This window comes from Pseudomonas sp. KNUC1026, assembly GCF_021650705.1.
In the GTDB taxonomy this organism is placed as follows: domain Bacteria; phylum Pseudomonadota; class Gammaproteobacteria; order Pseudomonadales; family Pseudomonadaceae; genus Aquipseudomonas.
This window is the reverse complement of the sequence record NZ_CP087138.1, coordinates 4325868-4343541: the sequence shown is the minus strand read 5'-3', so window position 1 is coordinate 4343541 and position 17674 is coordinate 4325868. Positions and strand designations below refer to the sequence as shown.

12 protein-coding genes and 3 pseudogenes are annotated in these 17674 nt (G+C 63.3%); 6 read left to right on the top strand and 9 right to left on the bottom strand.

The features are described from left to right. Positions 1–55 precede the first annotated feature (55 nt). Positions 56–1139: pseudogene (gcvT, locus tag LN139_RS20465) on the top strand (glycine cleavage system aminomethyltransferase GcvT). Between the two features lie 47 nt (positions 1140–1186). Beyond that, a complete protein-coding gene (gene gcvH / locus LN139_RS20460) occupies positions 1187–1570 on the top strand; it encodes a glycine cleavage system protein GcvH (protein ID WP_236356291.1) in 384 nt (127 codons plus the stop codon). A 41-nt stretch (positions 1571–1611) separates the two neighbouring features. On the opposite strand, the gene LN139_RS20455 is transcribed toward gcvH, so the two are convergent. From LN139_RS20455 to LN139_RS20445, 3 genes and pseudogenes are all read right to left on the bottom strand, one after another. Then, positions 1612–1929, bottom strand: a complete 318-nt coding sequence (locus LN139_RS20455) for a DUF2388 domain-containing protein (protein WP_236356285.1) — start codon at positions 1927–1929, stop codon at positions 1612–1614. An 84-nt stretch (positions 1930–2013) separates the two neighbouring features. Then, positions 2014–3730 (bottom strand): annotated as a pseudogene (locus tag LN139_RS20450) (GspE/PulE family protein). A gap of 113 nt (positions 3731–3843) precedes the next feature. Continuing rightward, positions 3844–5211 (bottom strand): CYTH domain-containing protein, encoded by a 1368-nt coding sequence (locus LN139_RS20445; RefSeq protein WP_236356280.1) that lies wholly within the window; start codon positions 5209–5211, stop codon positions 3844–3846. Between the two features lie 138 nt (positions 5212–5349). Between LN139_RS20445 and argE the strand changes: the two genes are divergently transcribed. After that, entirely contained in the window at positions 5350–6498 is a 1149-nt protein-coding gene (gene argE, locus LN139_RS20440; RefSeq protein ID WP_236356270.1) for an acetylornithine deacetylase, read from the top strand. Between the two features lie 133 nt (positions 6499–6631). Further along, a complete protein-coding gene (argA, locus tag LN139_RS20435) occupies positions 6632–7936 on the top strand; it encodes an amino-acid N-acetyltransferase (protein ID WP_236356269.1) in 1305 nt (434 codons plus the stop codon). Positions 7937–8250: 314 nt separating this feature from the next. On the opposite strand, the gene LN139_RS20430 is transcribed toward argA, so the two are convergent. The 4 genes from LN139_RS20430 to LN139_RS20415 form a co-directional block, all read right to left on the bottom strand. Further along, positions 8251–9216 carry an IS110 family transposase gene (locus tag LN139_RS20430; RefSeq protein ID WP_236356268.1) on the bottom strand — a complete coding sequence of 322 codons (966 nt, stop codon included), beginning with the start codon at positions 9214–9216 and terminating at the stop codon, positions 8251–8253. 230 nt (positions 9217–9446) lie between these two features. Then, positions 9447–11045, bottom strand: a complete 1599-nt coding sequence (gene gshA / locus LN139_RS20425) for a glutamate--cysteine ligase (RefSeq protein ID WP_236356253.1) — start codon at positions 11043–11045, stop codon at positions 9447–9449. Between the two features lie 141 nt (positions 11046–11186). Next, complete coding sequence (locus LN139_RS20420; RefSeq protein WP_236356251.1) at positions 11187–11570, bottom strand: PaaI family thioesterase; 384 nt, start codon at positions 11568–11570, stop codon at positions 11187–11189. Then, a complete protein-coding gene (locus tag LN139_RS20415) occupies positions 11570–13894 on the bottom strand; it encodes a Tex family protein (protein WP_236356245.1) in 2325 nt (774 codons plus the stop codon). Before LN139_RS20415 ends, LN139_RS20420 begins: the two co-directional genes overlap by 1 nt. A gap of 226 nt (positions 13895–14120) precedes the next feature. Between LN139_RS20415 and ompR the strand changes: the two are divergent. Together ompR and LN139_RS20405 are read left to right on the top strand one after the other, a co-directional pair. Then, a pseudogene (ompR, locus tag LN139_RS20410) lies at positions 14121–14860 on the top strand (osmolarity response regulator transcription factor OmpR). A gap of 90 nt (positions 14861–14950) precedes the next feature. Then, entirely contained in the window at positions 14951–16261 is a 1311-nt protein-coding gene (locus tag LN139_RS20405) for an ATP-binding protein (protein WP_236356237.1), read from the top strand. On the opposite strand, the gene rimK is transcribed toward LN139_RS20405, so the two are convergent. Continuing rightward, the gene (gene rimK, locus LN139_RS20400; protein WP_236356215.1) at positions 16258–17163 is read right to left on the bottom strand and encodes a 30S ribosomal protein S6--L-glutamate ligase; all 906 of its coding nucleotides are present in this window, start codon (positions 17161–17163) and stop codon (positions 16258–16260) included. The genes LN139_RS20405 and rimK overlap by 4 nt on opposite strands. After that, complete coding sequence (gene rimB / locus LN139_RS20395; protein WP_442964344.1) at positions 17160–17642, bottom strand: retropepsin-like aspartic endopeptidase RimB; 483 nt, start codon at positions 17640–17642, stop codon at positions 17160–17162. The genes rimK and rimB overlap by 4 nt, the downstream gene beginning before the upstream one ends. Positions 17643–17674: the final 32 nt, after the last annotated feature.

Below are 17674 nucleotides of genomic sequence, written 5' to 3'. Positions count from 1 at the left end.
CACAAGGGGCCGTTTCGGCCCGCGAGCCTTTCGCAACGCCCGGAAGGAGACACCCATGGGACAGCGTACGCCTTTGTATGACCTGCACCTGGCCCTAGGGGCCAAGATGGTCGATTTTGGCGGTTGGGACATGCCCCTGCATTATGGATCGCAGGTCGAAGAGCACCATCAGGTACGCAGCGATTGCGGCGTGTTCGATGTTTCCCACATGACAGTCATCGATGTCGACGGCATCGAGGCCAGCCAATGGCTGCGCCAGGTGCTGGCCAATGATGTAAACCGCCTCGCCGGCCCCGGCAAGGCCTTGTACAGCGCCATGCTCAACGAAGCGGGCGGGGTGATCGACGACCTTGTCGTCTACCGGTTGGGCAGCGGTTATCGGCTGATCGTCAATGCCGCAACCCGCGAGCGTGACCTTGCATGGCTGCGCGAACGTGCCAGCGGGCATGCGGTGAGCCTTGCCGAGCGCCTCGATCTTTCGATCTTCGCCATTCAAGGCCCGCGTGCCCGCGAGCGCCTGGCGTCGCTGCTCAGCCACGCACGCGCCGATCTCGATACGTAAACTGCGCCCGTTCGAAGGCTGCCAGGATGGCGACTGGTTTATCGCCTGCACTGGCTACACCGGCGAAGACGGTGTGGAAATCCTGTTGCCTGCCGACCAGGCCGTGGCCTTCTTCAACGAGCTGGTGGGCGCCGGGATCTCGCCCATCGGCCTGGGCGCGCGTGACACCTTGCGGCTGGAGGCCGGGCTCAATCTGTACGGGCAAGACATGGACGAGGAGCATTCGCCTCTTTCATCCAACCTTGCAACGGCCATCGCGCTGCAACCCCGCGAGCGTGAGTTCATAGGCCGCAGCGCACTGGAAGCCGAAGCGGCCCAGGGCCCCTGCGGCAAGCTGGTAGGCCTTGTGCTGGAGGAGCGTGGCGTGTTGCGGGCCAGGCAGGTTGTTCGTATCGCCGGGGTTGGCGAAGGGGCCATTACCAGTGGTAGTTTCTCACCTACGCTGAACAAGTCCATTGCGCTGGCCCGGGTGCCATTGGCTACAGGCGAGCGTGCCGAGGTGGAAATTCGCGGGAGGTGGCTCCCGGTACGGGTAGTCAAGCCTACCTTCGTGCGCCATGGCAAGATTCTGGTCTGAATACATTAAACAAGGCGAAACGCCACCGAACTGCTGAGGAGTGACCCATGAGCAACATCCCCGCCGACCTGCGCTATGCCGAAAGCCACGAGTGGGCCCGCCTGGAGGCTGATGGCACCGTAACTGTCGGTATCTCCGACCATGCCCAGGAAGCCTTGGGCGACGTCGTGTTCGTCGAATTGCCGGAAGTGGGCAAAACCGTCGAAGCTGGCGGCAACCTGTCGGTCGTCGAATCCGTCAAAGCAGCTTCGGATATCTACGCACCGGTGGCCGGTGAGGTGATCGCAGTCGATGAAGAACTGGCCAACTCGCCGGAGCTGGTCAATGAACAGCCCTACGACGCGTGGTTCTTCAAACTCAAGCCCGCCAATGCAGCTGAGCTCGAAAAGCTGCTCGACGCCGCTGGCTATAAGGCGCTCATCGGCGAGTAGGCAGAGCGGCCGGGCGCATCGCCCGGCCCGGTCAGGCCGCGTTACTGGTCGGCAACGGCGTTCTTGGCCAGGATCGCGTTAGCCAGGTCCATGTCGCTTGCCTGCATCCCTGGGTTGTCGGTGCGGATCTTCTGCATCGCCGCTTCCAGGAATGGCCCGCGGATGGTGCCATCGCTCGCCACGAAGCTACCGGCGTCGTCCTGCGCGGCTACGACCATCTTGTGGTCCTTGAAGGTGAGGTAAGTCGAGCCTGTGGTTGCGCCCGAGGACAAGACGTTGCGCCAGAACGTATCGGCCATGGCCGAGCCTACAGGCAGTGACAGCAGAGCAGCGGTGGCGACAGCGGTTTTCCAGCGCATGTTTGAACTCCTAGGTGTGGATTTACTCAGGCTTTGATCTGCCTTTTCTGCGTTGAGTTCAGCGACCCGGCTTGAATTTCAGCGCTAGGTGCTGATTACCCGCAAGACTTCCTCAAGGCTCGTATGGCCCGCTGCCAGGCGCAGCGCTGCTGCAACTCTCAAAGGGCGCATGCCTTCACTCATTGCCAGCTGCCCCAGCGGTGCTCTGTTGCCGATCGCCTCTCGCAGCGTGTCATTGGGCGACATCAGTTCATAGATGGCCAGCCGGCCCTTGTATCCCTGATTGCAGTGTTCGCAGCCCATCGCTCGATAAACCTGTTCGGGAGCACGGCAACGCCAGGGATGTATCAGGCTCTGCCATTGGGCTTCCACCAACGGCTGGGCCTGCTTGCAGTGATCGCACAATAGCCGGACCAGCCGCTGGGCCATCACTGCGACCAGCGTTGCACTTATCAGATAAGGCGCTACGCCCAGTTCACGCAAGCGGCTCACTGCGCCCGGTGCATCGTTGGTGTGCAGGGTAGAGAGCACCAGGTGGCCGGTAAGCGCCGCCTGCGTGGCCATGTGCGCGGTCTCCTCGTCACGTATCTCGCCCACCATGATGATGTCTGGGTCTTGCCGCATCAGTGCGCGCAGGCCGCTGGCGAAATTCAGGTCGATGGCTGGGCGCACCTGCATCTGGTTGAGCGCCGGATGCACCAGCTCGACGGGATCCTCGACGGTAGAAATGTTCACTTCCGGGTGCGCCAATTCATGCAGCGTTGCGTACAGGGTGGTGGTTTTGCCTGAGCCGGTCAGGGCCTGTAACCAGGATGATGCCGTTGGGTTTTCTGATCGCTTGCTGCCAGCGTTCCAACAGCTCGCCGGTCAGCCCCAGGTCTGTGAAGGTCTTGGTCAGCACGCTGGCGTCGAACAGCCGCAACACCAGCTTTTCGCCATAGGCGGTAGGCAATGTCGCCAAGCGCAATTCGACGGCCGTGCCTTCACGGGTGATGTGCCGATAGCGGCCATCCTGCGGCTTGCGCCGCTCGGCCAGGTTCATGCCTGCCAGGCCCTTGAGCCGGCTGGCCATGGCCAGTGCCACCGCAGGAGGAAGCGAGTGAACAGGCCGCAGCGCGCCGTCGATGCGCAGGCGGATATGCGCTTCGGCCTCTCGGGGTTCGAGGTGGATGTCGCTGGCGCGTTGCTCGAACGCGTGGCTCAGCAGCCAGTCGACCAGATCGACGATGGGTGCGTCCTGAGCCTCCGGGGCGCGCTGCAGTTGCTCGAGCTGGGCCTGAGCCACGCACGCGCCGGTCATCGAACGCGCCAGTTTGAACAACGCCTCGATCTGCCGCGCGATGTCTTGCGGGTTGGCCACCACCCTTTCGATTTCAAGCCCCGTGGCTGTGGCCAGGTCTGCCTCCCAATCGACCACCCACGGCTCGGCGCTGGCAATCACCACCCGTTCGGCATCGATTTCCAGCGGCAGCAGTTGGTGATGCCTGGCAAACGCCGCCGACATCACGCCGGCCAGTCGGTGAGCATCCAGGGCTTGGGAGTCGATTCGCCGCCAGGGCAAGCCCGCTTCTCTGGCCAGCCAGCGAGTGAGCCAATCGAGTGTGAGGTGTTGCCCAGGCTGGGCAGGGTCAGGCAGATGAAACTCGGCCAATTGCACAAGGGGGTGGCGAGTGTCCCCTGACGGCTGGCGCAGTAGCAACGAGTGGATATCGCTTGGGTTCACCAGGCCTTGCGCCAGCAGGCGCTCCAGCAGTTGGCCGAGCGCCAGGGGCTGGCTGGGCTGGCGGGTGTAGTTGAGCATGGCATGCTGCCTTGTCACAGGGCCATCCATGGCCGGGGACTGGCAAGCATAGCGGCTGGCATGATTGAGCCAATGCCGCTGTGTCACGAAGCATTACTGCGAAGCGTCGTTTCTCAGCTTTTGACCAGCGCCTTCCAGCCGACCAGGCGCGAGACTGCCAGAGCGTGCTCGCTGCGCTGCGGCCGGCTTTCTTCGGTCAGTGGCTGGCAGGCCAGCAGGTGCAGCTTGCTCAGCTCGCCATAGACGCGGTCCAGCTCCGGGACGTCCAGCACGTTGCGCGCATGATGCAGCCACACCAGCAGGCGCTCCAGACGTGGCAGTTGCTCGGCCAGGTCTTCGGGTTGCTGGCGGTAACGGTCCAGTTGCAACGCCTTGCCTTCCTCGGCCAGGAAGGTGGCCAGCCAGTTGGCCACTGGCACTGTGCCGAGCTTCTCGCCGCGATTGTTGCGTTCTACCTTCCAGCCAGTGCCCAGCAGCCATCGCGAAAGGCTCAGCGAGAAGTGGCCCCAACGCGGGTCGGTGAGCTCTTCGGCAAATTGCTCGGGTGCGGCCTGGCGAACGTCTTCGTCTTCGATGCCTGCTTCCACCAGCGGGCGCCAGTCTTCCAGCAGGGCGTCCAACGCGCCGCGCAGCTCGCGGGTTGTCGCACGTGGCGCTGCCTGGCCGAGGCTGCCGAGCACCGCGCGCAGTTCGCCCAGGCACTGAACCCAATCCTGCAGCAAGCGCCAGTGACCATTGAACCGGTATTGCTCAGCCAGGCGCTGGCTGCTGCCCAGCAGGTACCAGGCGATGGCCGCGAAGGCGTCGTCCAGCGATTGTTCGGCGTCCAGCGCTGGCTGCGGCAAAGCCACGCTATAGCTGCCGGCGTCGAACAGGCGATAGCCGCGTTCGGCCTTGCTGATGTCACACGGCATCAGTGCCAGGGTTTGCGCCAGCTCTTCGGCCAGCTCCAGCAACGCTGCCGGCTCGCCCTCGCGCAGTTCCAGCTCCAGCTCGCAGATCGGCTCCTTGAGCTTGCCGGCGGTGACCTGGCCTTGGTCCAGAGCGGCCTCGATCACGACCTTCGCCTTGCCGCGGCCCCAGGCGATCTCGGCTTTTTCACGGGTGAAGTCAGTGCTGAAGGCTGGCTTGATGGCCTTTTTGTCGAGCTCGGCCAGCGCGGCAGGCCAGCACTGGTCGTCGAGCTTCTTGAGGTCCAGCTTGGGCTTGTCCAGATCCCAGTTGAACTCGTTGCGCTCGGAGAGCCCGGCAACGCTCTGGCCGCGGGTCTTGAGTGTCTGGATGATCTGCTCGCCGTCGCGGCGGATGCGCAGGGCCACCCTGGCGCCGGCCAGGTCGCGCTCAGCGGTGTCGAAGTACTGATTGGCCAGTTCATGGCGAGACCAGCCGCTCTTGTTGCGCTTTTTCAGCAACGGATGCTCGCGCAGCGCGGCCAGGGTTTCGGGGCTGACCCGCAGTTTGATTTCGGTTTCTTTATGCATGGCAGGATGAATCCAGGCGCCGTAAAAGGCGTTGCGTCGAAGCGGAGAGAATGCGCAAGTGTAACTCACCCGGGCACCCCACGGTTTATTCCAGTGGCCCAATGGTTCTATAGTGAACGCCAAACCGGGAGAAGCCCTATGCCATTGCCGACACTCAAAGAGCAGTTTGCCGCGCTGATCGCAACGCCCTCGGTCAGTTGTACACAGGCCTCGCTCGACATGCCCAATCAGCCCATCATCGACTTGCTCGCCGGCTGGCTGCACGAACTTGGCTTTCGCTGCGAGATCCAGCAGGTGGCGCCGGGCAAGGCCAATTTGCTGGCCACCTTCGGCACCGGCCCCGGCGGCCTGGTGTTGGCCGGGCACAGTGACACCGTGCCGTTCGACGAGAGCCTGTGGCAGACCGACCCGCTGAAGCTCACCGAAAGTGGCGACCGCTGGCTGGGTTTGGGCGTGTGCGACATGAAGGGCTTTTTCCCGTTGATCATCGAAGCCGTGCAGCCGCTGCTGAGCCAGCCATTCCGCCAGCCCCTGATCGTGTTGGCCACCTGCGACGAGGAAAGCTCGATGTCCGGCGCCAAGGCGCTGGCCGATGCGGGCCGGCCGTTGGGGCGTGCGGCAGTGATCGGCGAGCCGACCGGGCTCAAACCGATCCGCCTGCACAAGGGTGTGATGATGGAGCGCATCGACATTCTCGGCCAAAGCGGCCACTCCTCCGACCCAAGTCTCGGCCACAGTGCCCTGGAGGCCATGCATGCGGTGATGGGCGAGCTGATGGGCCTGCGCCAGCAATGGCAACGGGAGTTCAACAACCCTCAGTTCGGGGTGCCGTCACCTACCCTTAACCTGGGCTGCATCCACGGCGGCGATAATCCCAACCGCATCTGCGGCCAGTGTGCGCTGGAGTTCGACCTGCGCCCGTTGCCCGGCATGGACCCAGCAGCCTTGCGCGCGGCGATCCAGCAGAAGCTGCAGCCGCTTGCCCAGCGGCATCAGGTCAGGATCGACTACAAACCTTTGTTCGGCGAGGTGCCGCCGTTCGAGCAAAGCGCCGATGCCGAACTGGTGAAAGTGGCCGAACGGCTCACTGGCCACACAGCCGAGGCAGTGGCTTTCGGCACCGAAGCGCCGTACCTGCAAGCGCTGGGCTGTGAAACCCTCGTGCTGGGCCCAGGCGACATCCGTTGCGCGCACCAACCCGGGGAATATCTCGAAATGTCACGTTTGCAGCCTACCGTGCGTCTATTGCGTGAACTGATCCAGCACTACTGCCTCGAACAAGGCTAAATGCTGGCCCGAGCCACTCGTATTCAATCTGCCTACCAAGGAGTGCCCGCGTGTTGCCAAGCCTGTTACGACGATGATCCCCGCCCTTGTTGCCCCGCGCTTTCGTCCCGAACTGCTTACAGGCCCTCGTCTCATGCCCGAATACGTCAATTGGCTGCGCCACGCTTCTCCCTACATCAATGCCCACCGGGACTGCACCTTCGTGGTGATGCTTCCCGGTGACGGGGTCGAGCACCCCAACTTCGGCAATATCGTTCACGACCTGGTGCTGCTGCACAGCCTGGGTGTGCGCCTGATCCTGGTGCACGGCTCGCGCCCGCAGATCGAGGCTCGGTTGCACGCACGTGGCCTTGAGCCGCGTTACCACGAGGGGTTGCGCATCAGTGACGCAGCTACCCTCGAATGCGTGATCGACGCCGTCGGCAGCCTGCGCCTGGCCATCGAGGCACGGCTGTCGATGGACATGGCATCCTCGCCGATGCAGGGCTCGCGCCTGCGCATCGTCAGCGGCAACCTTGTCACTGCCAAGCCAATCGGTGTGCTCGATGGCGTGGATTATCAGCACACCGGCGAAGTGCGTCGCATCGACCGCAAGGGCATCAACCGGTTGCTCGATGAGCGCGCCATCGTGCTGCTGTCACCCATCGGCTATTCGCCCACTGGCGAAATCTTCAACCTGGCCTGCGAAGACGTCGCCACCCGCGCCGCGATTGACCTGGCGGCCGACAAACTGCTGCTGTTCGGCGCCGAACCAGGCTTGCTGGACGCCGAGGGCCGCCTGGTGCGGGAAATCAGCCCGCAGCAGGTGCCTGCGCACCTTCAGCGGCTGGGCCTTGCCAGTTATCAGAGCGAATTGCTCGATGCCGCCGCCCAGGCCTGTAAAGGTGGCGTGGCGCGCAGCCACATCGTCAGCTACGCCGAGAATGGCGCACTGCTCAGTGAACTCTTCACCCGCGCCGGTAGCGGCACCCTGGTAGCGCAGGAGCAATTCGAGCGAGTACGGGAGGCGAACATCGAAGACGTCGGCGGCTTGATCGACCTGATCAGCCCGCTGGAAGAGCAGGGTATTCTGGTACGCCGTTCACGCGAGGTGCTGGAACGAGAGATCGAGCATTTCAGTGTGGTGGAGCGCGAAGGCATGATCATCGCCTGCGCCGCGCTGTACCCGATCGCCGATTCCGAAGCCGGTGAGCTGGCGTGCCTGGCGGTGAACCCTGAGTATCGCCATGGCGGGCGGGGAGATGAGTTGCTTGAGCGTATCGAAGAGCGCGCCAGGGCGGCTGGGCTCAAGAACTTGTTCGTGCTAACTACCCGCACTGCGCACTGGTTCCGCGAGCGTGGGTTCGCCCCGAGTGGCGTCGAGCGGCTGCCGGCGGCGCGGGCCTCGCTGTACAACTTCCAGCGCAATTCTAAGATCTTCGAGAAGAGCCTGGTTTAAAACTCGGGCTGGAGGCCCAGCTTGCGCATCGCCCGTTACACGGCGTCCGGCAAGCCGGCCTCCCACTTCAGAACCACTGCAGTTCATCAGAACAGATGCAATTCACCCAGTGGGAGATTCTATGGTTTTTGCAACCCTTGTCTCTGACCATCTTGCAGCCCTGGCGTAGCGCCGGGGTCACGCTGTCAATGGCGTGGGAGGCCGGCTTGCCGGGCGATGCGGGCCCCACAGCTGTACTCGCGCCCAGCCGTAAGCGCCCAGGTGACATAATCGCCTCGGTTGGTTCTCACCGCTTCAAACCTCCAGCAGCTTTTTCAGGCGCTAACGGTGGCCCCATAACTTCTCGTGACGGCCTGGTACTCGGTGCCACCCTTCATCAACGCGAATGCCACACGCGCCAGTTTTCGCGCGAGCATGACCAGTACCTGTGTCGTTGCCAGCCCTCTGGCCCGGTGATGTTCGTAGAACCCTTTCCACTGTGCGGTGCGGCTGGCACTCATTCCAGCGTTGTGGAGCAGGCGTCTGATCTCACCGCAGCCTCGCTTGCTCAGGCATCGCTGGCCCTGTTTCCTGCCTGAGTCCGACACGCGCAAGTCCAGGCCGAGGAAGGCGATGAAGGCGTCGGAAGACGTGAAGTCGCCGCGGATGAAGGCCATGATCAAGCCAGCAGCCGTCAACGGGCCTATGCCCTCGATGGCCTGAATACGTTTGGCGTGACTCAGCAGATTGGCCTCTCTGAGCGCCTCGTGGATCTTCTTTTCCATGCTGCGAAGCGCAAGCCCCAGCTGCCGCTTGATCTGCGCAAGTTCGGCTTTCAGTGCCGGCTCGCCGTCCAGGCTCAGCTGCATGCACTGCAGGCTTTTAACCACCACCGCGCGCCGGCGCAAGAGGCTTTGAAGCTTGCGGTAGGCCGGTGGGGGTGGCGACCAGGGGCGCAGTTCGTCACCTTCGTTTTTCAGATAACGTGCCAGCAAACGCGCATCGCAAGGGTCGGTCTTGGCCCGCTGGCCGATTCCCTTACGGTAATTGTTCAAGCGGTAGCCATCGATCACAAACACGTCGAAGCCGGCTGCGTGAGCCAGTTCCGTCACTTCATAGTGATAGGCATTGGTAGGCTCGAGTGCGATCGCGGCTTGGGCGGGCAGTGATTTGAGCCAGGCCTTGATTTGAGGTTTTGTATTGGGGATGCGCGTCAGGCTGTCGCAATCGCTGCGGTAGATCACCAGTTCGTCCTTGGCGACATCGACACCCAACTCGGTACGTTGCACACGGTTTGCCATGGTCGGCCACTCCGGTTAGCTTTGACGATACTTGAAGGGGGCACCCAGTGGCGCAGCCTTGTCGCTATCGTCGTTTACGACCGAAGCATTCTTTATCGGCGCTTGGGTGAAGGGGGAGGGACGTTTTCTCTCACTGGCTGTATTGCTGGTCAGAGCAATCAGATGGGCGGCTTGTCCCTCCTCCCCCTTCAAGTATCACCATACAAGGGCGGCTTGCCGCGCGACGGCGCTCAGTGGCTGATCGCGAGAATGCTCGCCTGGTAGGACGCCACGAACAAGTCGAAATCACCCACTTCTTCCTGCTCCATCTGCGCCTGGCGCAGCAGCGACTCGCGCGCCTGGAGGTCGAAAGCCTGCTGCTCTACCGCGCTCAGCGGCTGGCTGCGCAGGTAGTCGGCGTGGGCACGGCTCTGGCGCAGGGAAAACTCGATGAAGCTTTCCTTGTTGTCCTGAAGATTGGCCAGCACCTGCGCTGACGGGGTGACGGTAGGGTCGTCGACCTTGGCCTGCTGCGCCGCCATGGCCTGGGCATGTGCGTCACCGCCGTGAGCCTGGTCAAGCAGCGTGGCAATCGGTGCGATCTTCTCCAACAGTTCGCTTGCCCAGGCCTGCAGGCCCACCGGGCCATCCTGGCGCGCCAGCTGCAAACCGGGCTTGCGGCCCTCTTTGACCACGCTCAGGAAGTTATCGGTGCAGTGGCTGCAGGTGTCGCTGTCCAGCAGCGGGCTTTCTTCGAGCGCGCAGTAGAGCAGGAAGGCATCGAGGAAGCGTGCTTCGGGCAGGTCGACACCCACCGGCAGGAACGGGTTGATGTCCAGGCAACGCACCTCGACGTACTGCACGCCGCGCGCGGCCAGCGCCTGGATCGGCCGTTCGCCGGGATAGGTAACGCGCTTGGGGCGAATATTGGAGTAGTACTCGTTTTCGATCTGCAGCACGTTGGTGTTGAGCTGTACCCACTCACCGTCCTTGTGCGTACCGATTTCCTGGTACGGCGCATAAGGAGTGGCAACAGCCTCGCGCAGGCTGTCGGTGTAGCTGGCCAGGTCGTTATAGCAGGGCGTGAGCCCAGCCTGGGCGTTGTTCTGGTAGCCCAGGTCACTCATGCGCAGGCTGGTAGCCCAAGGCAGGTACAGAGTGCTGGTGTCGAGTTGCTCCAACTGGTGTGGGCGGCCGCGCAAGAAGCCTGCGTCCAGCGCTGGCGAGGCGCCGAACAGGTACATCAGCAGCCAGCTGTAGCGGCGGAAGTTGCGGATCAACCCGATGTAGGCGTCGGACTGCAAGTCGCGTTCGCTGGCAGCCTTGCCTTCGCTGGCGCCCAGCAACGGCCACAGCGCCTCGGGAATCGAGAAGTTGTAATGGATACCGGCGATGCATTGCATGGTCTTGCCGTAGCGCACGGCCAAGCCCTTGCGGTAGACATGCTTGAGCTGGCCGATGTTGGAGGTGCCGTACCAGGCGATCGGGATGTCGGCCTCGGCCGGTAGCGAGCACGGCATCGACGGGCTCCACAGCAGCTCCTCGCCAAGCCCTGTATAGGCATAGCGATGGATGCTCTCCAGGCTTGACAGCGTATCGGCCGGGTCAGCCAATGCCGGGGTGATGAACTCCAGCAGCGACTCGGAGTAGTCAGTGGTGATCTGTTCGTGCGTCAGGGCCGACCCAAGCGCCTCCGGATGCGGCGTTTGCGCCAGCCGGCCTTCAGGGGTCACGCGCAGGCATTCACGTTCGATACCGTGCAGGCACTGTGTGAGCAGGCTCAGGTTGGCAGGCTCGCCCAGCAGTTGCAGGCGGCGGTTGAGAAGATCGCTCAAGTTCGGTTCCTTCACGCATCGGTCGCCCCGATATGGGGGTGGATCGATCGGTTACAAGGGTCAGGAGTGCACCGGCGTGGTCGCCTGGCAAAGAAGCCCCGGTTCAAGGTGCCAGCATCCATTTGCGCTGACACTACTCCAACCGGGGCGCTTCGGCTACAGAGCCGCGAAAGTGGCCTGTGCCTTGGCCATCAGTTTGTCGTTCTGGAACACTTCGGCGTCGACCACGAGCGTGCGCCGCCCGGCGTGGATCACCCGTGCGACGCAGGCCACCTCGCCGTCACTGACGGCGCGGATGTAGTTGATCTTGCACTCCAGCGTCACGCTGTTGTTGTCGAAGCCATGGGCAGTAGAGCAGGCCAGGCCCATGGCCACGTCCACCAGGCTGAACATCGCACCGCCATGCAGCTTGCCCAGGCGATTGCGCAGCGGCTCGGCCAGGGCCATGGCGACTTCCGCCACGCCCTCTTCGAGGCGCACCACGCGGCAGCCCAGCAACTGGCTGAAGGGGCTGGCGACGAAGCCTTCAGGAATGTCCATCAACGCTTCTTGAGCTGCTTGGCATTGGCGAACAGCGCAGCCATCGCGTTGTTGGCCGGCGCGGCAGCCGGAGCCGCCGCGCGAGCGTTGCCCTGGCCTGTGCGCGCGCCGCCTTGTGGGCGGCTGCCGCCGCGTGGGCCTTCGGTTTTTTCGCCGGGGGTGTCGCTCATGCGCATCGACAGGCCCACGCGCTTGCGCGGAATGTCCACTTCCATGACCTTCACCTTGACCACGTCACCGGCCTTCACGGCCTCACGTGGGTCCTTGATGAACTTCTCGCTCAGCGCAGAGATGTGTACCAGGCCGTCCTGGTGCACGCCGATGTCGACGAAGGCACCGAAGTTGGTGACGTTCGTTACCACCCCTTCGAGCACCATGCCGGGCTGCAAGTCTTTCAGGTCTTCGACGCCTTCCTGGAACTCGGCGGTCTTGAACTCCGGGCGCGGGTCACGGCCGGGCTTGTCGAGCTCCTGAAGAATGTCGGTCACAGTCGGCAGGCCGAAGGTGTCGTCGGTGAATTTCTTCGGGTCCAGGCGCTTGAGGTAAGCGCTGTCGCCAATGAGCGAACGGACATCGCGATCGGTGTCCTGGGCGATACGGGTCACCAACGGGTAGGCCTCGGGGTGAACGCCGGAGGTGTCCAGCGGGTTGTCGCCGTTCATCACACGCAGAAAGCCCGCCGCCTGCTCGAAGGTTTTTTCGCCCAGGCGGCTGACCGCTTTGAGCGCCGCGCGAGTGCGGAAGGCACCGTGGGTGTCGCGGTGGGTAACGATATTCTGCGCGAGCGTGGCGTTGAGGCCGGAGATGCGCGACAGCAGCGCCACCGAGGCCGTGTTCACGTCCACGCCCACGGCGTTCACGCAGTCCTCGACCACCGCGTCCAGGCTGCGCGCCAGCTTGAGCTGCGAGACATCGTGCTGGTACTGGCCGACGCCGATGGATTTGGGGTCGATCTTGACCAGCTCGGCCAGTGGGTCCTGCAGGCGGCGTGCAATGGATACCGCGCCGCGCAGCGATACATCGAGATCGGGAAATTCGCGCGCGGCGAGTTCCGAGGCTGAGTACACCGAAGCGCCGGCTTCAGAAACCATCACTTTGGTCATCTTCAAGCCTGGGTACTTCTTGATCAGTTCGATAGCCAGTTTGTCGGTTTCGCGGCTGGCGGTGCCGTTGCCGATGGCGATCAGGTCGACGGCGTGCTTGGCACACAGCGCGGCGAGCACGGCGATGGTCTGGTCCGACTGGTTTTTCGGCACATGGGGATAAACGGTGGCGGTGTCGAGCACCTTGCCGGTGGCATCGACCACCGCCACCTTGCAGCCGGTGCGCAGGCCAGGGTCAAGGCCCAGGGTGGCGCGTGGGCCGGCGGGAGCGGCCAGCAGCAGGTCGTGCAGGTTGCGGGCGAACACGCTGATCGCTTCGCCTTCGGCGCCGTCGCGCAGTTCGCCGAACAGGTCGTTTTCGAGGCTGGTGTAGAGCTTGACCTTCCAGGTCCAGCGCACCACCTCGGCCAGCCATTTGTCGGCCGCGCGGCCGTGGTTGGCCACGCCGAAGCGTTCGCCGATCATCAGCTCGCAAGGGTGCAGAGTGCCTGGCTGCTCTTCGCCGACCTTCAGCGCAGCGCTCAGAATACCTTCGTTGCGGCCACGGAAAATCGCCAGCGCGCGGTGTGACGGGGCGTTCCTGAAGGGTTCGTCGTGCTCGAAATAGTCGCGGAACTTGGCACCTTCCACTTCCTTGCCCGGCACCAGGCGCGCGCTCAGCGTGGCTTCCTGTTCGAGGAACCCGCGCAGCTTCTCGAGCAGCGCTGCGTCTTCAGCGAAGCGCTCCATGAGGATGTACTTGGCGCCTTCGAGCACTGCCTTGGTATCGGCAAAGCCTTTTTCGGCATCGATGAAGCGGGCAGCTTCCGCTTCCGGGTTCAGCTCAGGGTTGCCGAACAGGCCGTCGGCCAGCTCGCCCAGGCCGGCTTCCAGGGCGATCTGGCCCTTGGTGCGGCGCTTTTGCTTGTAGGGCAGGTAAAGGTCTTCGAGGCGGGTCTTGGTATCGGCCAGCTTGATGTCGCGGGCCAGCTCCGGGGTCAGCTTGCCTTGCTCCTCGATGCTGGCCAGGATGCTGGCGCGGCGGTCGTCGAGTTCGCGCAGGTAGCGCAGGCGCTCTTCGAGGTTGCGCAGCTGGGTGTCGTCAAGGCTGCCGGTCACCTCCTTGCGGTAGCGGGCAATGAACGGCACGGTGGAACCTTCGTCGAGGAGGGCGACGGCTGCGGCGACCTGTTGCGGGCGCACGCCCAGTTCTTCGGCGATGCGGCTGTTGATGCTTTCCATAAAACCCCTGCACTCGTTGCTGGATGGGGCCGGGCGACGCGCGCCGGGCAGGCCCCTGGATCAAAAAAGCCGGCATTATACCCAGCGATGCGCAGCCCGGGGCAGGGCGAGGCGGTGGCGGGATGGGCGGTTGGCTGCTTGTCGAAGAAAAATCTGCTAACAATGCATACAGCACGGCCTCGCCCTGGCGCGTCATAATGCGCGCCGCCCTGAACAGGAGTCTTTCATGAGCAGCACCGCCCAAACAGCCGAAGGCGAGAAATTCTCATCGTGGACGACGATCCCGGCTTGAGCAGCCTGCTCGAGCGTTTTTTCGTCAGTAAAGGTTACCGCGCACGCGCCGTGCCCAACGTCGAACAGATGGACCGCCTGCTTTCACGCGAGGTGTTCAACCTTGTAGTGCTCGACCTGATGCTGCCTGGCGAAGACGGCCTTTCCGCCTGCCGCCGCCTTCGCGCAAGCAACAACCAGATCCCGATCATCATGCTCACCGCCAAGGGCGACGAACTCAGCCGCATCAAGGGCCTGGAGCTGGGGGCTGACGACTACCTCGCCAAACCGTTCAACCCCGACGAGCTGATGGCGCGAGTAAAGGCCGTATTGCGCCGGCAACACAGCCCTGTCCCTGGTGCTCCGGGCAACTCCGATGAGCAGGTCACTTTCGGTGATTACGTGCTGTCGCTGGCCACCCGTGAGCTCAAGCGCGGTGATGAGGTCCACATGCTCACCACCGGTGAGTTCGCGGTGCTCAAGGCCCTGGTGATGCACGCTCGTGAGCCGTTGACTCGCGACAAGCTCATGAGCCTGGCCCGAGGCCGTGAATGGGATGCGCTGGAGCGCTCCATCGACGTGCAGATCTCCCGGCTGCGGCGCATGATCGAGCCCGACCCTTCCAAACCGCGTTATATCCAGACCGTGTGGGGTGTCGGCTATGTCTTCGTCCCCGATGGCAACGCTGGCCGCTGATCTCTCTCGTACACCCCGGCGACTTGCCCGCACCGAGCTTAGGCTGGCGTGCGGCAAGTCGCTTTTACGTGCCTGCCTGTTGATAACCCCATGAAAGCACCCGTCTGGTTTCCGCAAAGCTTCTTCGCCCGCACCTTGTGGCTGGTGCTGGTCGCCGTCCTGTTCTCCAAGGCGCTGACCCTGGTGTACCTGCTGATGAACGAGGATGTGCTGGTCGACCGCCAGTACAGCCACGGTGTCGGCCTGACCTTGCGGGCCTATTGGGCAGCCGACGAGAAGAACCGCGAGCGCATCGCCAATGCTGCCGGCCTGCTGCGTGTGGCGGGTACCAATGTGCCTCAGGGCGAGCAGCACTGGCCGTACAGTGAAATCTATCAGCGCCAGATGCAGGACGAGCTGGGCGAAGACACCGAGGTGCGCTTGCGCGTGCACGCCCCGCCAGCGCTGTGGGTGCGCGCACCGAGCCTTGGGCCTGACTGGATGAAAGTGCCGCTGTACCCGCACCCGCTGCGTGGGCAGAAGATCTGGAGCGTGCTGGGGTGGTTCCTGGCCATTGGCGTGCTATCCACGGCCTCGGCCTGGATCTTCGTCAGCCAACTGATCCAGCCGCTCAAACTGTTGATCAACGCAGCGCGTGAACTGGGCAAGGGGCGCAGCGTAAGGTTGCCGATCAGCGACCAGCCCAATGAGATGACCGAGGTCTACAGTGCCTTCAACCAGATGGCCGAAGACGTCGAGCAGGCAGGGAGAGAGCGGGAGCTGATGCTGGCGGGTGTTTCCCACGACCTGCGCACACCGTTGACGCGGTTGCGCCTGTCGCTGGCGATGATCGGCGAGCGCAACGAGTTCGCCGACGACATGGTGCGAGACATCGAGGACATGGACGCCATCCTTGACCAGTTCATGGCGTTCATCCGCGATGGGCGCGATGAGGCGCTGGAGGAGGTGGACCTCGGCGATCTGGTGCGCGAGGTTGTCGCGCCGTTCAACCAGCCCGAGCACCGTGTGGGGCTGGCGCTGCAGCCGATCCCGCCAGTGCCTTTGCGGCGTATATCGATAAAGCGGTTGCTGATGAACCTGGTAGGCAACGCGCTCTACCACGGAGGGCAGGAGGTTGAGGTCGCCGCCTATGTGGCGGGTGACTCCAGCGCGCCTTACGTAGTGCTCAGCGTGCTGGACCGCGGTGAAGGCCTGACCGACGAGGAATTGGAGGGTATTTTCAACCCATTCACCCGGGGCGACCGAGCCCGTAGCAAAGGCACCGGCCTGGGTTTGGCCATCGTGCGGCGTATCGTCGCCATGCATGGCGGCACCGTGGAACTGCGTAATCGTGAGGGCGGTGGGCTGGAAGCGCGGGTGCGGTTGCCCTTGAACCTGATGCTCCCGCGCGACGCCGTCTAGCCTTTACCCTTGGTGCGGGTCATGTTTGGCCCGCTGTTTTTCTCAAGGTGCTCGATGATGATCGAGGCGACGTTCTTGCCCGTTGTTTCCTCGATCCCCTCAAGGCCCGGCGAGGAGTTCACCTCCATCACCAGCGGGCCGTGATGGGAGCGGAGGATATCGACGCCTGCTACCGACAGCCCCATTACCTTGGCAGCGCGAATGGCGGTGACGCGCTCCTCGGGAGTTATCTTGATCAGGCTTGCGGTGCCGCCCCGGTGAAGGTTGGAGCGAAACTCCCCCGGCTTGGCCTGGCGCTTCATGGCAGCAATCACCTTGTCGCCCACCACGAAGCAGCGGATGTCGGCACCACCTGCCTCCTTGATGTACTCCTGCACCATGATGTTCTGCTTGAGGCCCATGAAAGCCTCGATCACCGACTCTGCAGCCTTGGTGGTTTCGCAGAGCACCACGCCTATGCCTTGGGTGCCCTCGAGCACCTTGATCACCAGCGGGGCGCCGTTGACCATCTGGATGAGGTCGGGGATATCATCGGGGGAATGGGCGAAGCCTGTGACCGGCAAGCCCAGGCCGCGGCGGGATAGCAGTTGCAGTGACCGCAGCTTGTCGCGCGAGCGGGCGATGGCTACCGATTCGTTCAGCGGATACACGCCCATCATCTCGAACTGGCGCAATACCGCACAGCCATAGAACGTGACCGAGGCACCGATCCGAGGGATGACCGCATCGAAACCCTCCAGCGGTTTGCCACGGTAGTGGATCTGCGGATTGTGGCTGGCGATGTTCATGTAGGCGCGCAGGGTATCGACAACGACCATTTGATGGCCACGCTCGACCCCGGCTTCGACCAGGCGGCGTGTGGAATACAAACGCGGGTTTCGCGAAAGTACGGCGATCTTCATGCAGCACCTGTGGATTCAGGAAGGGAGACCGGAAATACCGGCTTGTCCTGGACGTACGTGACGCCAGGGTTTACGACCAATTGGCCCGTTACCAGAGCCTTTGACCCCAGTAGCAGGCGATAACGCATTGCCTTGCGGCAGGCCAGAGTGAATTCCACCTGCCACACCCGATCGCCCAGCGCCAGCGGCGTGCGGATGGTGTAGCGGGTTTGCGCCTGGCCATTGGAGCTTTTGATGGTTTTGATCGCCACCAAAGGCGCTTCACAGCGGCGGTGGCGAAGTTGCACGACGCTGCCCAGGTGGGCATTGAAACGGACCCATCGTTCGCCATCGCGTTCGAAAGGCTCGATCTCGGAGGCATGCAGGCTCGAGGTGCTGGCGCCTGTGTCGATCTTGGCACGCAGCCCGGCAACGCCTAGCTCGGGCAGTGCAACCCACTCGCGCAGGCCGATCACCGAAAGATGGTCGAATGTTTTCAAATTTTCAGTCACCGGTGTGGGTGAAAGGAAGG